The sequence below is a fragment of the Sphingomonas sp. AAP5 genome, from assembly GCF_004354345.1.
Lineage (GTDB): Bacteria > Pseudomonadota > Alphaproteobacteria > Sphingomonadales > Sphingomonadaceae > Sphingomonas > Sphingomonas glacialis.
This window is the reverse complement of sequence record NZ_CP037913.1, coordinates 158,049-175,441: the sequence shown is the minus strand read 5'-3', so window position 1 is coordinate 175,441 and position 17,393 is coordinate 158,049. Positions and strand designations below refer to the sequence as shown.

The 17,393-nt window shown below is 68.1% G+C and carries 18 protein-coding genes and 1 other RNA gene; 7 read left to right on the top strand and 12 right to left on the bottom strand.

Features of this window, described 5'->3' with window-relative positions; genetic code table 11:
* Positions 1-5 precede the first annotated feature (5 nt).
* Positions 6-287 (top strand): ETC complex I subunit, encoded by a 282-nt coding sequence (locus E2E30_RS00770; RefSeq protein WP_133186327.1) that lies wholly within the window; start codon positions 6-8, stop codon positions 285-287.
* Positions 288-326: 39 nt separating this feature from the next.
* Here E2E30_RS00770 and E2E30_RS00765 read toward each other — a convergent pair whose 3' ends face one another.
* Genes E2E30_RS00765 through E2E30_RS00750 form a run of 4 tightly spaced genes read right to left on the bottom strand, consistent with a single transcriptional unit; the run spans position 327 to position 3,003 of the window.
* Positions 327-839 carry an NUDIX hydrolase gene (locus E2E30_RS00765; protein WP_133186325.1) on the bottom strand — a complete coding sequence of 171 codons (513 nt, stop codon included), beginning with the start codon at positions 837-839 and terminating at the stop codon, positions 327-329.
* Complete coding sequence (locus E2E30_RS00760; RefSeq protein ID WP_133186323.1) at positions 836-1,519, bottom strand: TPM domain-containing protein; 684 nt, start codon at positions 1,517-1,519, stop codon at positions 836-838. The genes E2E30_RS00765 and E2E30_RS00760 overlap by 4 nt, the downstream gene beginning before the upstream one ends.
* A complete protein-coding gene (locus E2E30_RS00755; RefSeq protein ID WP_133186321.1) occupies positions 1,519-2,385 on the bottom strand; it encodes a TPM domain-containing protein in 867 nt (288 codons plus the stop codon). The genes E2E30_RS00760 and E2E30_RS00755 overlap by 1 nt, the downstream gene beginning before the upstream one ends.
* 33 nt (positions 2,386-2,418) lie before the next feature.
* Positions 2,419-3,003 (bottom strand): LemA family protein, encoded by a 585-nt coding sequence (locus E2E30_RS00750; protein WP_133186319.1) that lies wholly within the window; start codon positions 3,001-3,003, stop codon positions 2,419-2,421.
* Between the two features lie 84 nt (positions 3,004-3,087).
* Here E2E30_RS00750 and mscL point away from each other — a divergent pair, with 84 nt between their 5' ends.
* On the top strand, positions 3,088-3,519 hold the full coding sequence (gene mscL / locus E2E30_RS00745) for a large conductance mechanosensitive channel protein MscL (RefSeq protein WP_133186317.1): 432 nt from the start codon (positions 3,088-3,090) through the stop codon (positions 3,517-3,519).
* A gap of 119 nt (positions 3,520-3,638) precedes the next feature.
* Here the strand turns inward: mscL and E2E30_RS00740 are convergent, their stop codons facing one another.
* Positions 3,639-4,070: an RrF2 family transcriptional regulator gene (locus E2E30_RS00740; protein WP_133186315.1), complete on the bottom strand. Its 432-nt coding sequence runs from the start codon at positions 4,068-4,070 to the stop codon at positions 3,639-3,641.
* A gap of 81 nt (positions 4,071-4,151) precedes the next feature.
* On the opposite strand from E2E30_RS00740, the gene ssrA reads away from it, so the two are divergent.
* Positions 4,152-4,496, top strand: a transfer-messenger RNA (tmRNA) gene (gene ssrA / locus E2E30_RS00735).
* Positions 4,497-4,565: 69 nt separating this feature from the next.
* Positions 4,566-5,666 carry a DNA polymerase IV gene (gene dinB, locus E2E30_RS00730; RefSeq protein WP_133186313.1) on the top strand — a complete coding sequence of 367 codons (1,101 nt, stop codon included), beginning with the start codon at positions 4,566-4,568 and terminating at the stop codon, positions 5,664-5,666.
* A gap of 101 nt (positions 5,667-5,767) precedes the next feature.
* On the opposite strand, the gene E2E30_RS00725 is transcribed toward dinB, so the two are convergent.
* From E2E30_RS00725 to E2E30_RS00715, 3 genes are read right to left on the bottom strand one after another with little or no spacing between them, the layout of a single operon-like run.
* On the bottom strand, positions 5,768-7,156 hold the full coding sequence (locus E2E30_RS00725) for a UdgX family uracil-DNA binding protein (protein WP_133186311.1): 1,389 nt from the start codon (positions 7,154-7,156) through the stop codon (positions 5,768-5,770).
* A gap of 10 nt (positions 7,157-7,166) precedes the next feature.
* Positions 7,167-8,417, bottom strand: coding sequence for a putative DNA modification/repair radical SAM protein (locus E2E30_RS00720; RefSeq protein ID WP_133186309.1), 1,251 nt, complete (start codon positions 8,415-8,417; stop codon positions 7,167-7,169).
* A gap of 48 nt (positions 8,418-8,465) precedes the next feature.
* On the bottom strand, positions 8,466-8,876 hold the full coding sequence (locus tag E2E30_RS00715) for a hypothetical protein (protein ID WP_240698999.1): 411 nt from the start codon (positions 8,874-8,876) through the stop codon (positions 8,466-8,468).
* Between the two features lie 169 nt (positions 8,877-9,045).
* On the opposite strand from E2E30_RS00715, the gene E2E30_RS00710 reads away from it, so the two are divergent.
* The gene (locus tag E2E30_RS00710; RefSeq protein ID WP_133186307.1) at positions 9,046-9,351 is read left to right on the top strand and encodes a hypothetical protein; all 306 of its coding nucleotides are present in this window, start codon (positions 9,046-9,048) and stop codon (positions 9,349-9,351) included.
* Positions 9,352-9,356: 5 nt separating this feature from the next.
* Here the strand turns inward: E2E30_RS00710 and E2E30_RS00705 are convergent, their stop codons facing one another.
* The 4 genes from E2E30_RS00705 to E2E30_RS00690 form a co-directional block, all read right to left on the bottom strand.
* Positions 9,357-12,758, bottom strand: coding sequence for a chromosome segregation SMC family protein (locus tag E2E30_RS00705; RefSeq protein ID WP_133186305.1), 3,402 nt, complete (start codon positions 12,756-12,758; stop codon positions 9,357-9,359).
* Positions 12,759-12,896: 138 nt separating this feature from the next.
* A complete protein-coding gene (locus tag E2E30_RS00700) occupies positions 12,897-13,673 on the bottom strand; it encodes a thioredoxin domain-containing protein (RefSeq protein ID WP_133186303.1) in 777 nt (258 codons plus the stop codon).
* A gap of 23 nt (positions 13,674-13,696) precedes the next feature.
* Positions 13,697-14,404 carry a thioredoxin domain-containing protein gene (locus tag E2E30_RS00695; RefSeq protein ID WP_240698998.1) on the bottom strand — a complete coding sequence of 236 codons (708 nt, stop codon included), beginning with the start codon at positions 14,402-14,404 and terminating at the stop codon, positions 13,697-13,699.
* Positions 14,404-14,955 carry a DUF721 domain-containing protein gene (locus tag E2E30_RS00690; RefSeq protein WP_133186299.1) on the bottom strand — a complete coding sequence of 184 codons (552 nt, stop codon included), beginning with the start codon at positions 14,953-14,955 and terminating at the stop codon, positions 14,404-14,406. Before E2E30_RS00690 ends, E2E30_RS00695 begins: the two co-directional genes overlap by 1 nt.
* A gap of 14 nt (positions 14,956-14,969) precedes the next feature.
* Between E2E30_RS00690 and E2E30_RS00685 the strand changes: the two genes are divergently transcribed.
* The gene (locus E2E30_RS00685) at positions 14,970-16,013 is read left to right on the top strand and encodes an A/G-specific adenine glycosylase (protein ID WP_443018361.1); all 1,044 of its coding nucleotides are present in this window, start codon (positions 14,970-14,972) and stop codon (positions 16,011-16,013) included.
* Complete coding sequence (locus E2E30_RS00680; protein ID WP_133186297.1) at positions 16,010-17,386, top strand: serine hydrolase domain-containing protein; 1,377 nt, start codon at positions 16,010-16,012, stop codon at positions 17,384-17,386. Before E2E30_RS00685 ends, E2E30_RS00680 begins: the two co-directional genes overlap by 4 nt.
* Positions 17,387-17,393: the final 7 nt, after the last annotated feature.

Sequence of the window (17,393 nt, the reverse complement as noted above, 5' to 3'; positions counted from 1 at the left end):
ACGCCATGTCGATCGCCCGAATCTATCAGCGCCCCAAGAACGCCATGTCGTCGGGCCGTGCCCGCACCACCAGCTGGGTGCTCGATTTCGCCCCTGCCGAGGCCAAGCAAGCCGACCCGCTGACCGGCTGGGCCGGCTCAGGCGACACGCGCGACCAGGTGCGGCTGAGCTTCCCGACGCAGGAAGCCGCGATCGCCTATGCCGAGCGCGAAGGTCTGGCCTTCACCGTCGTCGCCGCGCCGACGCGGACGCTCAAGCTGCAAAGCTACGCCGACAACTTCCGCTGACGGCGAGGGTTGGTCGGGGGCGGTTTGCCCCTTGCCGATTCAGCCAGCCAGAATTCCGCCGCTGAGCAGTAGTAGCATCTTGACGTCGATCGCCACGCCCTCGGCGCGCTTTGCGGCGACGAACGCCGCGATCTCGCCGAGCGGGACGCGGTGGACGGTGATGTTTTCGCCCTCGACCCCGCCGCCGGCACTCACCTGCGTCAACCCGGTGGCGCGCACGAGGGTAAAGCCCTCCGAGACCATCCCCGGCGAGGAATGGAAGAAGCCGATCGTTTCGATCGTCGCCGCGGCATAGCCGGTTTCTTCCTCGAGCTCGCGCGCGGCAGAGGTGTGAATGCCTTCGCCTTCGGTTTCATCGCCGACAAGGCCGGCCGGCAACTCCAGACAGCGCTTCCCAAGCGGCACGCGATATTGCTCGACCAGGATCACCGCGCCATCGTCGATCGCGAGGATGACCGCGGCGGCGATCCCGCGGGCGCGCGCGACATATTCCCAGGTTCCGTCCTTGATGACCTTGATGAACTTGCCGTCCCACACCGTCTCTGCGGTCATACTTCGATCAGCCTATCGGGGAGTTCGTTGCGGTCGTCGGCGGTCTTGGGGAAGGTTTCGGACAGGATCGTGCCGATCTGCTCGACCGCCGCTGCCATGCCGGCGGCGGGCCGTCCGTCGCGCGAGTGCGCGACCAGCGCCGCCATCGCCGCGCCCCAGCGTTCGGCGGGGACCGCGCGGTGGATCGCTTCGTCGGCGACGATTTCGGCCATGCGTTCATCGCGCGACAGATAGAGCAGGATGCCGACGCGCGCGGTGGTGCGCCGCTCGGCACCGACCTTGAAATACTGGATCGCGCGACGCCGCACCCGCCGCGCGCGCGTCGCCTTCGGCACAAGTTCGATCCGCCACGCGACCCGCCCGAGCGCATAGCGGACGATCAGGAACACGATCGCCTCGACCACGAGCAGCGCCGACAGCAGCAACCGCGGATCGGCGGGCGATTCCCACCCGTCCGAAAAGCCTGCGAGCCACCGTTCGATCGCGGCCGGATCGATCGTGAACAGCGCGACGACGAGCAGCATCGCCGCCACCGCATAGTGCAGGGCCGCATCGCGATACTCGTCCGAGCGATCGCTGACGATCGTCACGATCTCGCCGTCGGTCCCCGCCTCAGCAGCCTTGACCGCCGCGAGCACGACTGCGTGGTCCGCCGCCGTGAGATGCGCTGTGCGCGGCATTACCAGTCTCCCGAGGCGCCACCGCCCCCAAAGGATCCCCCGCCACCGCCGGTGAAGCCACCGCCGCCCCAGCTCCCATCGGAACCGCCGCCGCCGCCGCCGCCCCAACCGCCGCCCGAATCGCGACGCGAATCGCCGAGGCTGCTGAGCACCGAGCCCCACAACACCGCCGAGCCGATCCCGTCATTATACTGCCGCCCGCCGCCGCGCCGGCGCAGGCTCGACAGGATGACGAACCCGATCACGAGGCCCCAGAAGATCATCCCGAACGGAATGCCGCCGCCGCGCGATGTGCTGCGCTTGTGCGTCGCATCGAACGTCGCTGCAGCCTTGTCGAGATTGGCCTTCTGTTCCTCGGGCGATGCGCGCAGCTGTGCGATGACGGCATCGGTGCCGGCCTCCATCGCGCCGGGAATGTCGCTCGGCTGCTTCTTGAGCAGCGGCAGCATCTTCTCGCGGATCATCACGCCCGAAAAAGCATCTGTCAGGAAAGGTTCGAGACCATAGCCGACTTCGAGCCGCGGCCCGCGATGCCCGGCGGGCTCGTTCGGCGCGATCATCAGGATCGCGCCGTTGTCGACGTCCTTGAGCCCGACGCCCCAGGCACGCCCGAGCCCGACGCCATATTCCGACAGCTCGCGCCCCTGAAGATCGGGGAGCGTGACGACGACCAATTGCCGCTTGGTGTCCTTCTGCAACGCCTCGAGCTTGGCGGTTAGATCGGCCTCGGTCGCTGGCGGCAGGACGTTGGCGGCATCGACCACCAATCCGGTAAATTTCGGATAGGTCTGCGCCGCTGCCGGAACGAGCCCCAGCAGCAGCGCGACCAACGTCGCAAGCAAGGCCTGAATCAGGCGCATCGGCATCACATCGCCTTCAGGGCCTTCGGCCCGGTTACTTTAGTTGGTGTTGCCGAAATTGACCGCAGGCGCCTCTTCCGCGCCCGTGCTCGTCGCCTTGAACGGGACGAGCGGCTTCGCGCCGTAGAACACCTTCGCGCCGATCGCGTCGGGGAAGGTGCGGATCGTCGTGTTATACGATTGCACCGCGTCGTTATAATCGTGGCGCGCGGTCGAGATGCGGTTCTCGGTGCCTTCGAGCTGCGTCATCAGCGTTGCGTAATTGCCCTGCGACTTGAGCTCGGGATAGGCTTCCTGGAGCCGCTGCAGCGACATCGTCACGCCGGCCTGCGCCTTCTCGTAACTGGCGACCTTGGCCGGATCGGAGAGATCGGCGCCCGACACCTTGACCTGCGACGCCGAGGCGCGCGCCTGCGTCACTTCGACCAGAATCGACTTTTCTTGGGCGCCGGCGGCCTTCACCGTCGAGACGAGGTTGGGGATGAGGTCGGCGCGGCGCTGGTAATAGTTCTCGACATCGGCCCATTTGGCCTTGGCATTCTCTTCCGCGGTCGGAACGCTGTTGAGCCCGCAGCCAGCCAAGGTGACGGCGCCGAGGAGAACGAGCGGAGTGCGGTACTTCATATCGTAGGGATCCCTTCAGATCTTGCGTCACCATGATAGCCGGGTACGATGGCCTCGCGAAATGAAATCGGAAGGGGGCGCGCGATGTTCAAGGAGTTCAAGGCATTCATCGCGCGGGGGAACGTGCTCGATCTGGCCGTCGCGGTGATCATCGGCGCTGCGTTCGGCAAGATCGTGACTTCGCTGACCGACGACGTGATCATGCCGGTCATCGGCAAGATCTTCGGCGGACTCGACTTTTCAAGCTATTTCGTCGTGCTGGGCAAGGTGCCGCCGGCGCTTGCCGGATCATCGGATTATGCCGCGCTGAAAAAGGCCGGCGTGCCGCTGTTGGGCTATGGGACGTTCATCACCGCTGCGGTGAACTTCGTGATCGTCGCCTTCATCATTTTCCTGATCGTCCGCGCGGTGAACCGGCTGATGCCCAAGGCGCCCGAAGTCGTTGCCGAGCCGGTCGAGCCGACTGACGTCACCTTGCTGCGCGAGATTCGCGACGAGCTGAAAAGGCGCCCGTGAAACGCGGATAGCCCCTCCCCTTCAGGGGAGGGGTTGGGATGGGGACGTCTAAGCACGGGCAGGTCTCGGTGAGACTCGGCCCCACCCCCAACCCCTCCCCTGAAGGGGAGGGGAGCACGTCAGGCCGCGACCAATTCCTCGGCAGTCGCATCGGCAAGGCTGGTCCCATCGAGAATCCGCGCGGTCTCGTCGCGCACGCGCATCATCGCGTGGCGGATCGCGCAGGTCGCCTCGTCCTTGCAGTCCTTGCACGAGCGGTAGGCGGTACGGCTGACGCACGGCACGAGCGCGAGCGGCCCCTCGATCACGCGGATGATCTCGCCGAGCGAAATCAGGTGCGGCGGGCGCGACAGGCAGTACCCGCCCATCTTGCCGCGATGGCTGTGGAGAAACCCCGCCTCGCGCAGATCGGCGAGGATCAGCTCGAGGAACTTGCGCGGCACGTTCGCCTCGGCGGCGATACGGTTCATCGGGATCGGGGGGCTTCCGGCGGGGGCTTGCGCCAGGAACATCATCGCGCGGAGTGCGTAGCGGGAACGTTGCGTCAACATGATATACTAACCCATGCACCCGATTTGTGGCGAGTGAAAGGCGGAAGGTGTCAAACCGGGCCTTTTCATCATGTTGCAACGCCCCTTTTCACGCGCCTGTAACATGCCTATATCGCTCGTGCCGGGCTTGCCCGGCTATGGTGATAAAGTGCGGCGTAGAATAGATGCAGCGGACCCGGGGGCAGTACCCGGCGACTCCACCACACCCCCTCTCTCCAGAGGGGGTATGACGGGGTCGAACTAGGATCGACGTGTATTGAAAGGCGCTGTTTTTGCCCAGGCTGAGTAACCTGTTCAAGGCTCATAACCACAAGTGCAAACGATAACCATGCACTCGCGATTGCTGCGTAACACTAAGGCCTAACGGTCTAAGTTACTAAGTTAAAAGCGCGGTCCGGGCCGCACCGGGCAACAGAAGCGGATACCGGCGGTCCGGGGGGCACCGAGCAACAGAAGCTCCCCACCTATCCTGCGGCGAGTAGCGTTACGCGAAGCATGGCCGACTCCGACAGCGCCCCACCCCCGCCCCCGCCCCCACAGCGCAAGATCATCCATATCGACATGGATGCCTTCTATGCCTCCGTCGAGCAGCGCGACGATCCGGCATTGCGTGGCAAGCCCGTCGCGGTCGGCGGATCGCGCGCGCGCGGCGTGGTCGCGGCGGCGAGCTATGAGGCGCGGACCTTCGGCGTGCGCTCGGCGATGCCCTCGGTCACCGCGATCCGGCGCTGTCCTCACCTTGTGTTCGTGCCGCCGCGTTTCGACGTCTATGGCGCGATCTCGCAGCAGATCCGGGCGATCTTCGCCGACTATACCGACCAGATCGAACCGCTCTCGCTCGACGAGGCGTATCTCGACGTGACCGAGGACCGCCACGCCCTCGGCTCGGCCAAGGCGATCGCCGAGCAGATCCGCGCGCGGATCAAGGCCGAGACTGGGCTCACCGCGTCGGCGGGCGTTAGCTACAACAAGTTCATCGCCAAGCTCGCCTCGGACCAGAACAAGCCCGACGGGATCTGCGTCATTCCCCCGGCGCGCGGCGCGGCGTTCGTCGCGAGCCTGCCGGTCAAGCGCTTCCACGGCGTCGGCCCGGTCACCGCGACGCGGATGGCGGCGCTCGGGATCGAGACCGGCGCCGATCTGCGCGAGCAACCGCTCGCCTTCCTCCACGCGCATTTCGGGAGCTATGCCGACTATCTCTACGGCGCGGCGCGCGGGATCGACCACCGCCCGGTGCGCAGCAACCGCGCGACCAAGTCGGTCGGCGCCGAGCGCACCTTCGAGACCGACATCGCGTCCCCTGCCGATCTCCACGCCGCGCTCGACCGGGTCGCCGAGGCGGCACTGGTGCGGATCGAGCGCCACGGCGTGCGCGGGCGGACGGTGACGCTCAAGCTGCGCTTCTCGGATTTCCGCACGATTACGCGGGCGCGCTCGCTCAGTCGCGGGGCGTTCGACCGCGCAAGCTTCGTCGCGGGCGGACGTGCGTTGCTCGATGCGCAGCTACCGGTGCCGCTCGGCGTGCGCTTACTCGGGCTGACGCTGTCGGGGATCACCGACAATGAGGAAGCGACCGAGCAGGCGACGTTGTTGTGACACGCCCTCCCCGTTCGCCCTGAGCCTGTCGAAGGGCCTTACCGCGCGCCGGTGCTTCGACAGGCTCAGCACGAACGGTGGTATACGCGCCGACGCCGACGCTACGCCACCCGCTCCCCGACCCGCTGCAGATCCTCGACGAAGCGCGCATATTCCGCATCCGCCTGCGCGCGGTCGGGTATCCGCAGCAAATAGCTCGGATGCACCGTGATCCACGCCTCGCCCCCACCGGGCAGCGTCAGCGCACGCCCGCGCTCCTTGCCGATCGTGACGACGCGCCCGAACAGGCTGCGCGCCGCGGTCGCGCCGAGCGCCACCGTGACCTTCGGCCGGACGAGCAACTGCTCCTGCTCGACCCACCAGCGGCACGCGTCGATCTCGCCGGCATCGGGCTTGGCATGGATGCGGCGCTTGCCGCGCGGCTCGAACTTGAAATGCTTGACCGCGTTGGTGACGTAGACGCCCGCGCGCTCGATCCCCGCCGCGGCGAGCGCGCGATCGAACACCTGCCCCGCCGGCCCGACGAACGGCTTGCCCGCCAGATCCTCCTGGTCGCCGGGCTGCTCGCCGACGAACATCAGGCTGGCATCGACCGGCCCTTCGCCGAACACCGTCTGCGTTGCCGGCCCGTAGAGCGAACAGCGCGTGCACCCCGCCGCTTCACCCCGCAGAGCCGCCCACGCCGCGTCGATATTGTCGCCGATGTCGCGCTTCGTCTGCGCCGTCGACATCATCCCGCTCTCGCGCGCCTGCGCGCCCGCGATGAGGCCGGGCACCAACGCGGTCTCGGGCATGTTCTTCCAATATTTGCGCGGCATTTCCTTCAGCATCATGCCGATCTTCAAGCGCGCCGGGTTGAAAATCGAGGCGTAATAGGTCTTCCACACTTCCTCGATCGGGTCGCCCTCGGGCGCGTCGCTCTTGGCGGCACCGGGGCCTTCGGCGAGCGTCTCGCCGTCCCAATGCAGCGACAGCTCGGGCGTCAGGATCGACCAGCGCATGCTCGAAAAGCGATCGAGGAAAAACCCGGCATTGGCGCGCACGATATGATGTTCGGGCTCGAACCAGGCGACGAAACGCGCGACGCCATCCTCGTCGACCTCGCGGAAGCGCAGGAAGGCGCGCATCTTGTGGATGTCCTTGCGCACTTCCTGCGCGAGATGTTCGAGCCGCCGGAGCAGCGGATCGGCATGATCCTCGATCGCGCCAGGCTGCACGCGGATCCGCGCGAGCAACGTGTAGAGCAACGCGAAACGCTCGGGATCGCGGTGGAGCACGGCCTTCTTCGCCAGATCGATAAACGCGCGCGGCACCGCAAAGGCCGGGCCGGTCGGCACCGTCGTGTCGGCGGTCGCCGCGAACAGGTCGGTCGGGTTGCCCGCGCCCTGCCAGACGACGTCCTCGGGCGGCACGCCCGCGGCGGCGAGACTGCGCGCGGCATCGCGCCAGCCGTCGAAATCATCGGGTTCGGCAAGAGTAATCGCGCGCATCAAGCTCCCCTTATGCCGCGAACAACTCCAATTGCTCGGTCTTGGGTGCAACCACCGGTCGCAATTCGGCGCGATCGCTCAGCGCCACCGGCCGCCAGTCCTCGGCGATCAGGAACGGCCGCACCTTCGCGACCGACACCGTCAGCCGGGCGACATCGGCGAGATGCAGCCGCCGCCAGCGTCGCGCCGCCAGGATCGCGGTCACCGCCTTCACCCCCAGCCCGGGAACGCGCAGCAACGCCTCGCGCGGCGCGCGGTTGACGTCGACCGGGAACGACCCGCGAAACTTGAGCGCCCAGGCGAGCTTTGGGTCGATGTCGAGCGGCAGCATCCCCGTCGTCGCGTCGGCGGCGGCGACGACGTCGGCGGGCGTGTAGTCGTAAAAGCGCATCAACCAGTCCGACTGGTACAGCCGATGTTCGCGCATCAGCGGGGGGCGCTGGAGCGGGAGCACCGCGCTCGCATCGGGGATCGGGCTGAACGCCGAATAATAGACGCGGCGCAGGCCGAAGCGATCGTACAGCGTCGACGCCTTGGTGACGATGTCGCCGTCGGTCGCCGCATCCGCCCCGACGATCATCTGCGTCGATTGCCCGGCGGGCGCGAAGCGCGGCGCCGACTTGAAGCGCTTCTTGGCGTCGCTCGTGTCGAGGATCGCGGTCTTGGTGTCGCCCATTGCGCCCTCGATCCGCGCCGCCGACTTTTCGGGTGCGAGCCGCGTCAGTCCCGCGACGGTCGGCAGCTCGACATTGATCGAGAGGCGATCGGCGTGGAGCCCGGCCTGATGGACGAGTTCGGGATCGGCGTCGGGGATCGTCTTCAAATGAATGTAGCCGCGGAAATCATGATCCTCGCGCAAGCTGCGCGCGACCTCGACCATCTGCTCCATGGTATAGTTCGACGATCCGATGATCCCCGACGACAGGAACAGTCCCTCGATATAATTGCGCCGGTAAAAGGACAGCGTCAGCCGCACGACCTCCTCCGCAGTGAAGCGCGCGCGCCGCACGTTCGAGCTCTTGCGGTTGATGCAATAATGGCAGTCGAAGATGCAGCTGTTGGTCAGCAGGATCTTGAGCAGCGAGATGCAGCGGCCATCGGGCGCATAGGCGTGGCAGATGCCCATCCCCTGATCGGTCGAGCCGATCCCCTTGCCGTCGCGCGACGTTCGTTTCACCGATCCCGAAGAGGCGCACGACGCATCGTATTTGGCGGCGTCGGCAAGGATCGCGAGTTTCTGCTGGACGTCGAGCTGGGCCATACGTTCGATATATGTTCCGCGTCGCCCAGACGCAACCCAAGTTAGAAATCAGAAGCCCGAATGAAGCCCCACCCGCTTCTCGTGCGTCACGTCGCTCTTCGAGCCGACCAGCCGCCCGGCCTTGCCGTCGACGCATTCGACTTGCGCGACGATCCGCACCCAACGTCGCTTGCCGTCGATCTCGATCTCGGCGTCGAGCATGAAGCCGGTCTTGTCGCGGATCGCAGCCATGCGCAGGCATTCGAGCGCGATGCGCGATTCAGGTGTGTAGCATGCCGCCGCCTTGGCGCGATGGAGCACGCTGCCACGTGGGAAACCGAACAGATCGTAGACGCCTTCGCTCCACGTCAGCGTTTCCGTTGCAAGGTCGCACGCCCACAGGCCGGTTTTCACCATCGTCGGCATGGCCGCGTATGGAATGATGTCGCTCTGCGGCCCGTTGAGTATGGCATCGTTCATGCACGTTGCCTTGCCTTGCCCATTGCACCCTTGCTCATTTCACCCGCCATATTGCTCAACAAAGGTTAATCAAATGATCGCCAAGACGAGATTGTTCGCTCGGCGATGCAACCCTCGCCGCGACGGAACGTTACGCACCCGAATAGGGTCAAAAAGGGATTATACCATCATGCGTCACCTCTTCCTCTCGCTCGCCGCCGCTTCGCTCGTCATTCCGGCAACGATGGCCCTCCCCACCGACAAGGCCGAAGCGCGCAAGCATCGCTATTACGGCAAGTCGAACCGCCATTATTCGTGCCGCCGTTCGTCGGGCACGACCGGCCTGCTCGTCGGCGGTGCCGGTGGTGCGCTCGCTGGTAACGCGCTCGGCGGCGGCGTGCTCGGCACGGTTGCCGGCGGCGTCGGCGGTGCGCTCCTCGGCAAGCATCTCGACAAGCGTCACGACGCTGCGCAGAACCGTCGCAACGGCTGCTGATTGACCTACTCGGCGGCGAGGAGGCTTTCCGCGCCGCCGAGATCTACCGAGACGAGGCGGCTGACGCCTTGCTCGACCATCGTTACCCCGAACAGCCGGTGCATCCGGCTCATCGTCACCGCATTGTGCGTCACGATCAGATAGCGTGTCTGCGTTTCGCGCGTCATCGCGTCGAGCAGCCCGCAGAAGCGTTCGATATTGGCATCGTCGAGCGGCGCGTCGACCTCGTCGAGCACGCAGATCGGCGCCGGGTTGGTGAGAAACAGCCCGAAGATCAGCGCGACCGCGGTCAGCGCCTGTTCCCCACCCGATAGCAGCGTCAGCGACTGGAGCTTCTTGCCCGGCGGCTGCGCCATGATCTCGAGCCCAGCCTCGAGCGGATCATCCGAATCGATCAGTTCGAGATGTGCGCTGCCGCCGTTGAACAGCGTCGTGAACAGCCGCCGGAAATGCCCGTCGACCGCTTCGAACGCGGCAAGCAGCCGCTGCCGCCCCTCGCGATTGAGCGTGCCAATCGAGCCGCGCAGCCGGTTGACCGCGAGCCCAAGCTCCTCGCGCTCGTCGGCATTGCCCGAACTTGCCGCCTCGAGTTCGGCGAGCTCGGTCTCGGCAACGAGATTGACCGGGCCGATGCGATCGCGATCGAGCATCAGCTTTTCGTGGGCTGCGGACTCCTCGGCCGGGCTGCGCACCGTGCCACCGTCGAACCCGACGCGCTCGGGGAGCAGCACCGAGGGGCATTGAAAGCGCTCGCCCGCCAGCCGGTTCATCTCGACGCGGCGCAATTCCTGGTTTTCCGCGCGTGCCGTCGCGCCTGCGCGCGCTTCGCGGGCTTGCGCCAGCGCCTCCGCCGCCGCTGCCGCGCGCGCTTCGGTGTCGCGCAGCGTCATTTCGGCGGCGCGCTCGGTCCTCGCGGCGTCCTCGGCCTCGGCGCGCGCAGCGGCGTGCGCCAGTTCGAGCGCTGCCACCTCGTTCGCAAGCGCCTCGGGTCGGCCAACCAGCGCTTCGGCTTCCACGGCAAGCTCGCCATCGCGCTTGTCCATCTCGGCGATCCGCCGCGCCGCCTCGCCCGCGCGCGTGCGCCAGCCCTTCGCCTCGGCCGCCATCGCCGCGAGCCGCTCGCGCGCGCTCGCCACATCGCGGTCGACCCCGGCACGATCGGCGCGCGCGGTTGCGATCGCGCTGCGCCGCGCCTCGGCCTCGGCCGACAGCGTTCGGACGCGCTCGCGCGTCGCGCTGCCATCGGGGAGCGCAGCGTGCAGCGCGGTCGCGCGTGCGACCTCGGCCCCCGCCTCGTCATGCTCGGCATCGATCCGCGCGCGCCGCGACGCCAGGTCGGCACGCTGCGCCTCGATCCGTTCGATCGCCGCGGTCGCGCGGTCTTCCGCGCGCCCAGCCTCCCTGGCGCGCGTTTCCGCGCTTTCCAGCGCACGCCGCGCCGCCACTGCCGCCGCACGCGCGTCAGTGATCGTCGTCGCAATCCGCGCGAGCTCGGCGTCCGCAGCCTCGACCGCCGCCGCCGCCGCCGGGCGCAGCGCGGTGATCGCGCGCAAGCGATTGATCCGCTCGAGCCGCTCGGCCGCCGCCGCACCACCCGACTTGGCGACATAGCCGTCCCAGCGCCGCAGCACGCCGCCGAGCGTCACCAGCCGCTGCCCGACGGCAAGCGCAACGCCGTCATCGCTGTCGACCACCACGATCTGCGCCAGCCGCCGCGCAAGCGCCGCCGGCGCCTCGACGTGCTGCCCGAACGGCACCGTTCCCGGCGGCGGCGGTGGGTCGCCCGGCACAACCACTGCGCCCGACCAGTGCCGCTCGCCCGCGGAATCGAGCCCGGCCTCGAGATCGTCCCCGAGCGCCGCCGCCAGCGCGCGCTCATAGCCCGGGTCGGGCTGGACCTGGTCGAGCAGCCGGTCGCGACCGTCGCGGCGCGTCGCCTTGGTCAGCGCGGTCGCTTCGCTGTCGAGCGCGGCGAGATCGGCGTGCGCGGTAGCGCGTGCCGCTTGCGCGCCGTCGCGCTGTCCGATGCTGGCGCGCTCGTCGGCATCGGCGCGGGTGAGCGACGCGCGCGCATCCTCGCCGTCGTGGAGCGCCTGCGTCCGCGCGGCGACAGCCGCAGAGCGCTGGGCGACCAGCGGCGCGGCATCGCCAAGCGCCGCAGCCTCGGCGGTCACGCGCGCGAGATCGCGCGCGCTGCGCTCGGCGCGCGCACGCGCTGCCGAAAGCGCCGCATCCGCCACACGCGCGTCGGCGGCCTCGGTCGCTTGCGCGGCAAGCGCTTGCGCGAGCGCGACCTCGGCGTCGCGTCCGGCGCGTTCGGTATCGCTCAACCGCGTCTCGAGCTCGGGCACGCGCGCAATCGCCGCGGCAAGCGCCACATCGAACCGCTTGGTCTCGTCGGCCAGCCGCGCGATCGCCTCGGCGGCATCGCTCGCGAGCGACCCTTCGCGCGCGCGATCATCGGCGAGCCGCAACCGCGCCGCCGCAAGCTCCTGCGTCCGGCGCACCGCCGCGGCCTGTTCACCGCGCAATCCGCCGAGCCGGTGTCCCGCTTCGCTCGCCGCCTCGCGCAGCGCCTGTGCCGCGCCGCGCGCCTGCGCCAGTGCCTCGGTCGCCGCCAGCGCATGGGCGGCAGCGGAGCGCTGCGCCTCGGCGGCGGCCACGACGCTCGCCTCGCACGCCACCGCCTCGGCCTTCGCCGCATCCGCCGCCGCCTGCGCATCGCGCCAGCGCGCGAAGATCATCCGCGCCTCGGCGATGCGGATCTGGTCGGAGAGCGCGCGATAGCGTTCGGCCTGCCGCGCTTGGCGCCGCAAAGCGTTGGCGCGGCCGTCCTGTTCGGCGATCAGTTCGTCGAGCCGCGTCAGATTGGCTTCGGTCGCGCGCAATTTCTGCTCGGCGTCCTTGCGCCGGACGTGGAGCCCGGCGATGCCTGCCGCCTCCTCGAGCATCGCGCGGCGTTCCTGCGGCTTGGCGGCGATGATCGCGCCGATCCGCCCCTGGCTGACGAGCGCAGGCGAATGTGCGCCCGTCGCCGAGTCCGCGAACAGCAACGCCACGTCCTTCGCGCGCACGTCGCGTCCGTCGATCCGGTAGGCAGAGCCAGCGCCACGCTCGATCCGGCGGACGACTTCGCTTTCCTCGCCCTCTGCCTCGATCAGCATCGACACTTCGGCGAAATCGCGCGCGGGGCGCGTATTGGTGCCGGCGAAGATGACGTCGTCCATCCCCGCACCGCGCAGTGACCGCGCGGACGTCTCGCCCATCGTCCAGCGCAGCGCCTCGAGCAGGTTCGACTTGCCGCAGCCATTCGGCCCGACGATGCCGGTCAGCCCCGGCTCGATCCGCAGATCGGCCGCGTCGACGAAGCTCTTGAAGCCCGACAGACGGAGCCGCTTGATCTGCATGAGGCTCCCCTCCCCTTCAGGGGAGGGGTTGGGGGTGGGGACGTATCAGGACCGGGTGCCCGTTACGGCCCCACCCCAACCCCTCCCCTGAAGGGGAGGGGCTTAGAGTTTCACAAGGCGCCCCCACGCCCGCCAACGTTACGCGCCAGCGCGCTTGAGCGCTGCCTCGACGTCGGGCCAGCTCACGCCGTCGACTTTGGCGCCATTGATGATGAAGGTCGGCGTACCCGTCACTGCCGCGCCATCGCCCTTGCTCATCATGCCGATGATCTCGTCGAGCGCCGCCTTGTCGGCGATGCACGCGCGCGCCTTGGCCTCGGGGATCCCGCGCTGCTTCACGAACTCGACATAGCCGAGATAATCGCCCCATGCCGCGGCGGCCTCGTTCGGTTTCTTGCCCTGCAGCTGCGTCTGCAGCGCGGTGGTCGCCGCCTGGTCGGCGAGTTTCGCCTCGAATTGCGGCTGCGCCACGTACATCGCTTCGAGCAGCGGGAAGAAGGTCGCCGTGCCGACGCAGCGGCCGAGCAGGCTCGGCGCGAAATCGGGCTGGCCGTGGACGAGATAGTCGCGGAACTCGTAACTCACCTTGCCGGTCGAAACGTAATTGTCGGTCAGCGGCTTCTGCCCGGTCTGGCCGAACGCGCCGCAGGTCGGGCACGTGCGCGAGCCATATTCGACGACCTTGATCGCCGCATCGGGATTGCCCATCCGATAGCCGCCCTCGGGCGTCTTGACGACGGTGTCGATCCACTTCTGCCCGGCGGCCGAAGGCGCCACTGCCGCGGTGCTGGTGCCCGCAACGGTGCCGCCCGACGTCGTTCCGCCGGCGCTGTTGCCGCTCGAAACGGCATCGTTTCCACCGCACGACGCGAGCGACAGCGCGGCAACCGCGGCGAACAGGATACGAGGGGTCATCGATAGGCTCCTAGTCAGTAAGATCATTTGGCGACGGCGGCGCGGACGAGCGGCTCGAGCGCCGCCCAGTCATACACATTGGCTTGCGCCGCGCCGTTGAGCACGAACGTCGGTGTTCCGGAAACCGCATAGGCCTTGTTGGCGGCGTCAGCGCGCGCGACGAGCACATCGATCTTCTTGCGATCGGCGAGGCAGGCATTGGCCTTGGCGAGCGACAGGCCGCGCTTCACGACGAAATCTGTATAGCCGTAGAACCCCGCAAGGTAGCTCGCGACGGCGTTGGGCGTCGCAGTCTGCAATTCCTTCTGCTTGGCATCGGGGATCGCGTCGCTACGCCCGACCAGCGTCTTTTGCTCGGCCATCATCGCGTCGAGGACCGGGAAATACGCGCGCGTCGGGACGCATTGGCCGAGCAGGATCGGCCCGAGATCGAGCGCGCCATGCACCGGATAATCGCGGAATTCGTAACTGACCTTGCCGCTCGCGATATAGCCCGCCTTGAGCGCCGGAAGGCCCTCGACATCGAAGCGCGCACACAGCGGGCAGGTCCGCGAGCCGAACTCGATCAGCTTGACCTTCGCCGCCGGGTTGCCCATCCGCACCCCGCCCTCGGGCGTTGCGACGATCGTCTGCAGCCACGCGGCGTGCGCCGGCGCCTTTTTCGGCGGCGCGGCCTCAGCCGAAGAAACCAGAGCGACGCCCAACACCAGCGCCGCCAGATCAAATCGCATCATTCGTCTCCACCCACGCTCGGCGCCCCGCGCGTCGCTGCGACACCCGCCGCCAAGGCCTCGAGCACCGCCTTCAATTCGGGATCGGCGATCGTCCTGAGGCTCGCGCCGAGATCGAGCGGCACCGGCTTCAACGACGGCGGCGCGGCGCGCGGTCGCGGCACGGGGACGTCGCCCTGGCGGAACTGCACCTTGGCGACCGCGGCATAGCCGAAGAAGCGATTGACGCGCTCGATGATCTCGGGCGCGATATGCTGCATCATCGTCGCATGCGCGCCGCGCACGACGAGATTGAGCGTGCCGCCGATGCGCTCGCCATGCGGGAATTTGATCGATTCGGGCGACGACACGCCGGCATAGCGCGGCCCGACGATCTCGCTCCAGCGGCTGACCACCGCGCTCTGGACGAAGCCGAAGCGGCGAAACGCGGCGCGGCCCGCATCGGGCAGCAGCTCGGCGACCGATCGCGCACGGCCGCCGCGCGGGCGTTCGGCAGGCGTCGAAGCTTTGGCGGGTGCAGGAGTGGCGCGCTTGCTCATTGCGTCGTCCATGCCATAGCGGGGCCGTGTCCGCCAAGCGTCCTTCCGCCCCGCCAGCAAAACTCCTGCTCGAATGGTACGATAGCCACGCGAGGGACCTGCCGTGGCGCGCCGCTCCGGGCAGCAATGCGCCCGATCCGTACCGGGTGTGGCTGTCCGAGATCATGCTCCAGCAGACGACGGTCGCCGCGGTGCGCCCGAAGTTCGAAGCATTCGTCGCGCGTTGGCCGAGCGTCGAGGCGCTCGCCGCGGCGCCCGAGGCCGATCTGATGGCGGCATGGGCGGGGCTCGGCTATTATGCCCGCGCCCGCAACCTCCACGCCTGCGCCCGCGCCGTCGTCGCCTTGGGCGATTTCCCGACGACCGAAGACGGCCTTCGCGCGCTGCCCGGTGTCGGCGCGTACACCGCCGCCGCGATCGCAGCGATCGCGTTCGGCGAACGCGCGGTCGTGGTCGACGCCAATGTCGCGCGCGTCGTCGCACGGCTGTTCGCGATCGAACGCCCGCTGCCCGGGGGTATGCCCGAAGTGCGCGCGGCGACTGACGAGATCACCCCCGACACCCGCTCAGGCGATTTCGCGCAGGCGATGATGGATCTCGGCTCATCGGTCTGCACCCCGCGCAGCCCGCGCTGCCTCGCCTGCCCGCTGTCGAGCGGGTGCGAGGGCTACCGGCTCGGCAACCCCGAGGGCTTCCCGATCAAGGCGGCGAAACTCGCCAAGCCGCAGCGCCACGGCACGATCTTCTGGGCGGAGTACGACGGTAAGGTCCTGCTCGTCCGCCGCCCGCCGCGCGGCCTGCTCGGCGGAATGCGCGCGCTGCCGACCGGGCCGTGGGGCGACACCCCGCCCGGCCTCGCCGATCCGCCGCGCCCCGCCGACTGGCAGATGCTGCCCGAAACCGTCGCGCATGTCTTCACGCACTTCCGGCTCGAACTGTCGCTTGCGGTCGCGCGCGTGGATGGGCATTCGGACGACGGCGAATGGTGGGATGTGACCGAGATCGACTCGGCGGGCCTGCCAACGGTGTTCGCCAAGGCGGCGGACGCCATCAGGAGGGCAAGACCATGATTCGAGCGATGATTCCGATCACGTTGCTGGCGACGATCGCCGGATCCGCGGCGCTTGCCGGGCAGGCATCGCCCCAGCCCGTCCCCCAGCAGTCCGCTCCAGCGACAGCTGCGAACGACGATTTCGTCGTGACCGAACGGCTTGGCAGCAAAGATCTGGCGCGCTTCCCGAAGACCTTCGGGCTGTTCACCGATTACATCAACAGCAACAAAATCCCCGGCGTGGTCGGCGCGTTCGGCCAAGGTCAGACGCCGACCGCGATCGTCGCCTCCGGCAAGCTCGGCGACGAGCCCGGCGCTCCGCGCGTCGACAAGGACAGCCTGTGGCGCGTCTATTCGATGACCAAGCCGATCACCGCGATGGCCGCGATGATCCTGATCGAAGAGGGCAAGATGCGCCTCGATCAGCCGGTCAGCGACTTCATCCCCGCGTTCAAGACCATGCGCGTCCAGATCAGCCCCGATTCGCTCGAAACGCGCCCCGCGACCAAGCCGATCACGATCCGCAACCTGCTCACCCACACCGCCGGCCTCGGCTATACGATCATCACCAAGGGCCCGCTGCTCAAAGCGTATGAAGACGCCGGCATCACCCCCTTCACCTCCGACGCCAAGACCGAGGCGCAGCTCCGCCTCAAGCGGCCCGCGACGCTCGAAGCGTTCGCGAACAAGGTCGCCACGCTCCCGCTGATCGCCGAGCCCGGCACCAAATGGAGCTATTCGATCGGCCTCGACGTGATGGGCCGCGTGATCGAGGTCGCCTCGGGCCAGTCGTTCGACACCTTCCTCCAGCGGCGCATCTTCACCCCGCTCAAGATGAACTCGAGCTATTTCCAGGTGCCTGCCTCGGAGGCGCGCCGCCTCGCGACGGGCTATTTCATCGCCGGCAACACTCGCGTCCCGCTCGATCCCGGCGCGAGCTCGGTCTTTCTTCAGAAGCCGAGCTTCCCCTATGGCGGCGCAGGCCTCGTCACCTCGGCGGGCGATTACGATCGCTTCCTCCATATGCTGCAGAACGGCGGCAGCCTCGACGGCGTGCGAATCCTCAAGCCCGCCACCGCCAGGCTCGCCATGTCGAACCTCCTGCCAGCAGGCGTCATCTATCCCGGCGCGGTGTCAGCGACGGGCGGGACGACCAACGCGCAGGGCTTCGGCGCAGGCGGATCGGTGACGCTCAACGACACGCCCGGCGGCCCGGCCAAGGGCACCTATGGCTGGGGCGGGGCGGCGGGCACGATCGCCTGGGTCGATCCGGTCAACCAGGTCCGCGCGACGATCATGGTCAATTATCTGCCGGGCGACAAATGGCCGCTGCGCGTCGAATCGACCAAGGCGGTTTACGCCGACCTTGCCCCCTCGCTCCAGCGCAAGTGATCGGCAT

Coding starts and splice junctions, on each gene's coding strand:
- E2E30_RS00750 (WP_133186319.1), bottom strand. CDS start 3,003: ATGAAGTACCGCACTCCGCTCGTTCTCCTCGGCGCCGTCACCTTGGCT.
- E2E30_RS00760 (WP_133186323.1), bottom strand. CDS start 1,519: ATGCCGCGCACAGCGCATCTCACGGCGGCGGACCACGCAGTCGTGCTC.
- E2E30_RS00725 (WP_133186311.1), bottom strand. CDS start 7,156: ATGCGCGCGATTACTCTTGCCGAACCCGATGATTTCGACGGCTGGCGC.
- E2E30_RS00715 (WP_240698999.1), bottom strand. CDS start 8,876: ATGAACGATGCCATACTCAACGGGCCGCAGAGCGACATCATTCCATAC.
- E2E30_RS00700 (WP_133186303.1), bottom strand. CDS start 13,673: ATGACCCCTCGTATCCTGTTCGCCGCGGTTGCCGCGCTGTCGCTCGCG.
- E2E30_RS00690 (WP_133186299.1), bottom strand. CDS start 14,955: ATGGACGACGCAATGAGCAAGCGCGCCACTCCTGCACCCGCCAAAGCT.
- E2E30_RS00765 (WP_133186325.1), bottom strand. CDS start 839: ATGACCGCAGAGACGGTGTGGGACGGCAAGTTCATCAAGGTCATCAAG.
- E2E30_RS00705 (WP_133186305.1), bottom strand. CDS start 12,758: ATGCAGATCAAGCGGCTCCGTCTGTCGGGCTTCAAGAGCTTCGTCGAC.
- E2E30_RS00770 (WP_133186327.1), top strand. CDS start 6: ATGTCGATCGCCCGAATCTATCAGCGCCCCAAGAACGCCATGTCGTCG.
- dinB (WP_133186313.1), top strand. CDS start 4,566: ATGGCCGACTCCGACAGCGCCCCACCCCCGCCCCCGCCCCCACAGCGC.
- E2E30_RS00720 (WP_133186309.1), bottom strand. CDS start 8,417: ATGGCCCAGCTCGACGTCCAGCAGAAACTCGCGATCCTTGCCGACGCC.
- E2E30_RS00710 (WP_133186307.1), top strand. CDS start 9,046: ATGCGTCACCTCTTCCTCTCGCTCGCCGCCGCTTCGCTCGTCATTCCG.
- E2E30_RS00755 (WP_133186321.1), bottom strand. CDS start 2,385: ATGCCGATGCGCCTGATTCAGGCCTTGCTTGCGACGTTGGTCGCGCTG.
- E2E30_RS00680 (WP_133186297.1), top strand. CDS start 16,010: ATGATTCGAGCGATGATTCCGATCACGTTGCTGGCGACGATCGCCGGA.
- E2E30_RS00740 (WP_133186315.1), bottom strand. CDS start 4,070: ATGTTGACGCAACGTTCCCGCTACGCACTCCGCGCGATGATGTTCCTG.
- E2E30_RS00695 (WP_240698998.1), bottom strand. CDS start 14,404: ATGCGATTTGATCTGGCGGCGCTGGTGTTGGGCGTCGCTCTGGTTTCT.
- mscL (WP_133186317.1), top strand. CDS start 3,088: ATGTTCAAGGAGTTCAAGGCATTCATCGCGCGGGGGAACGTGCTCGAT.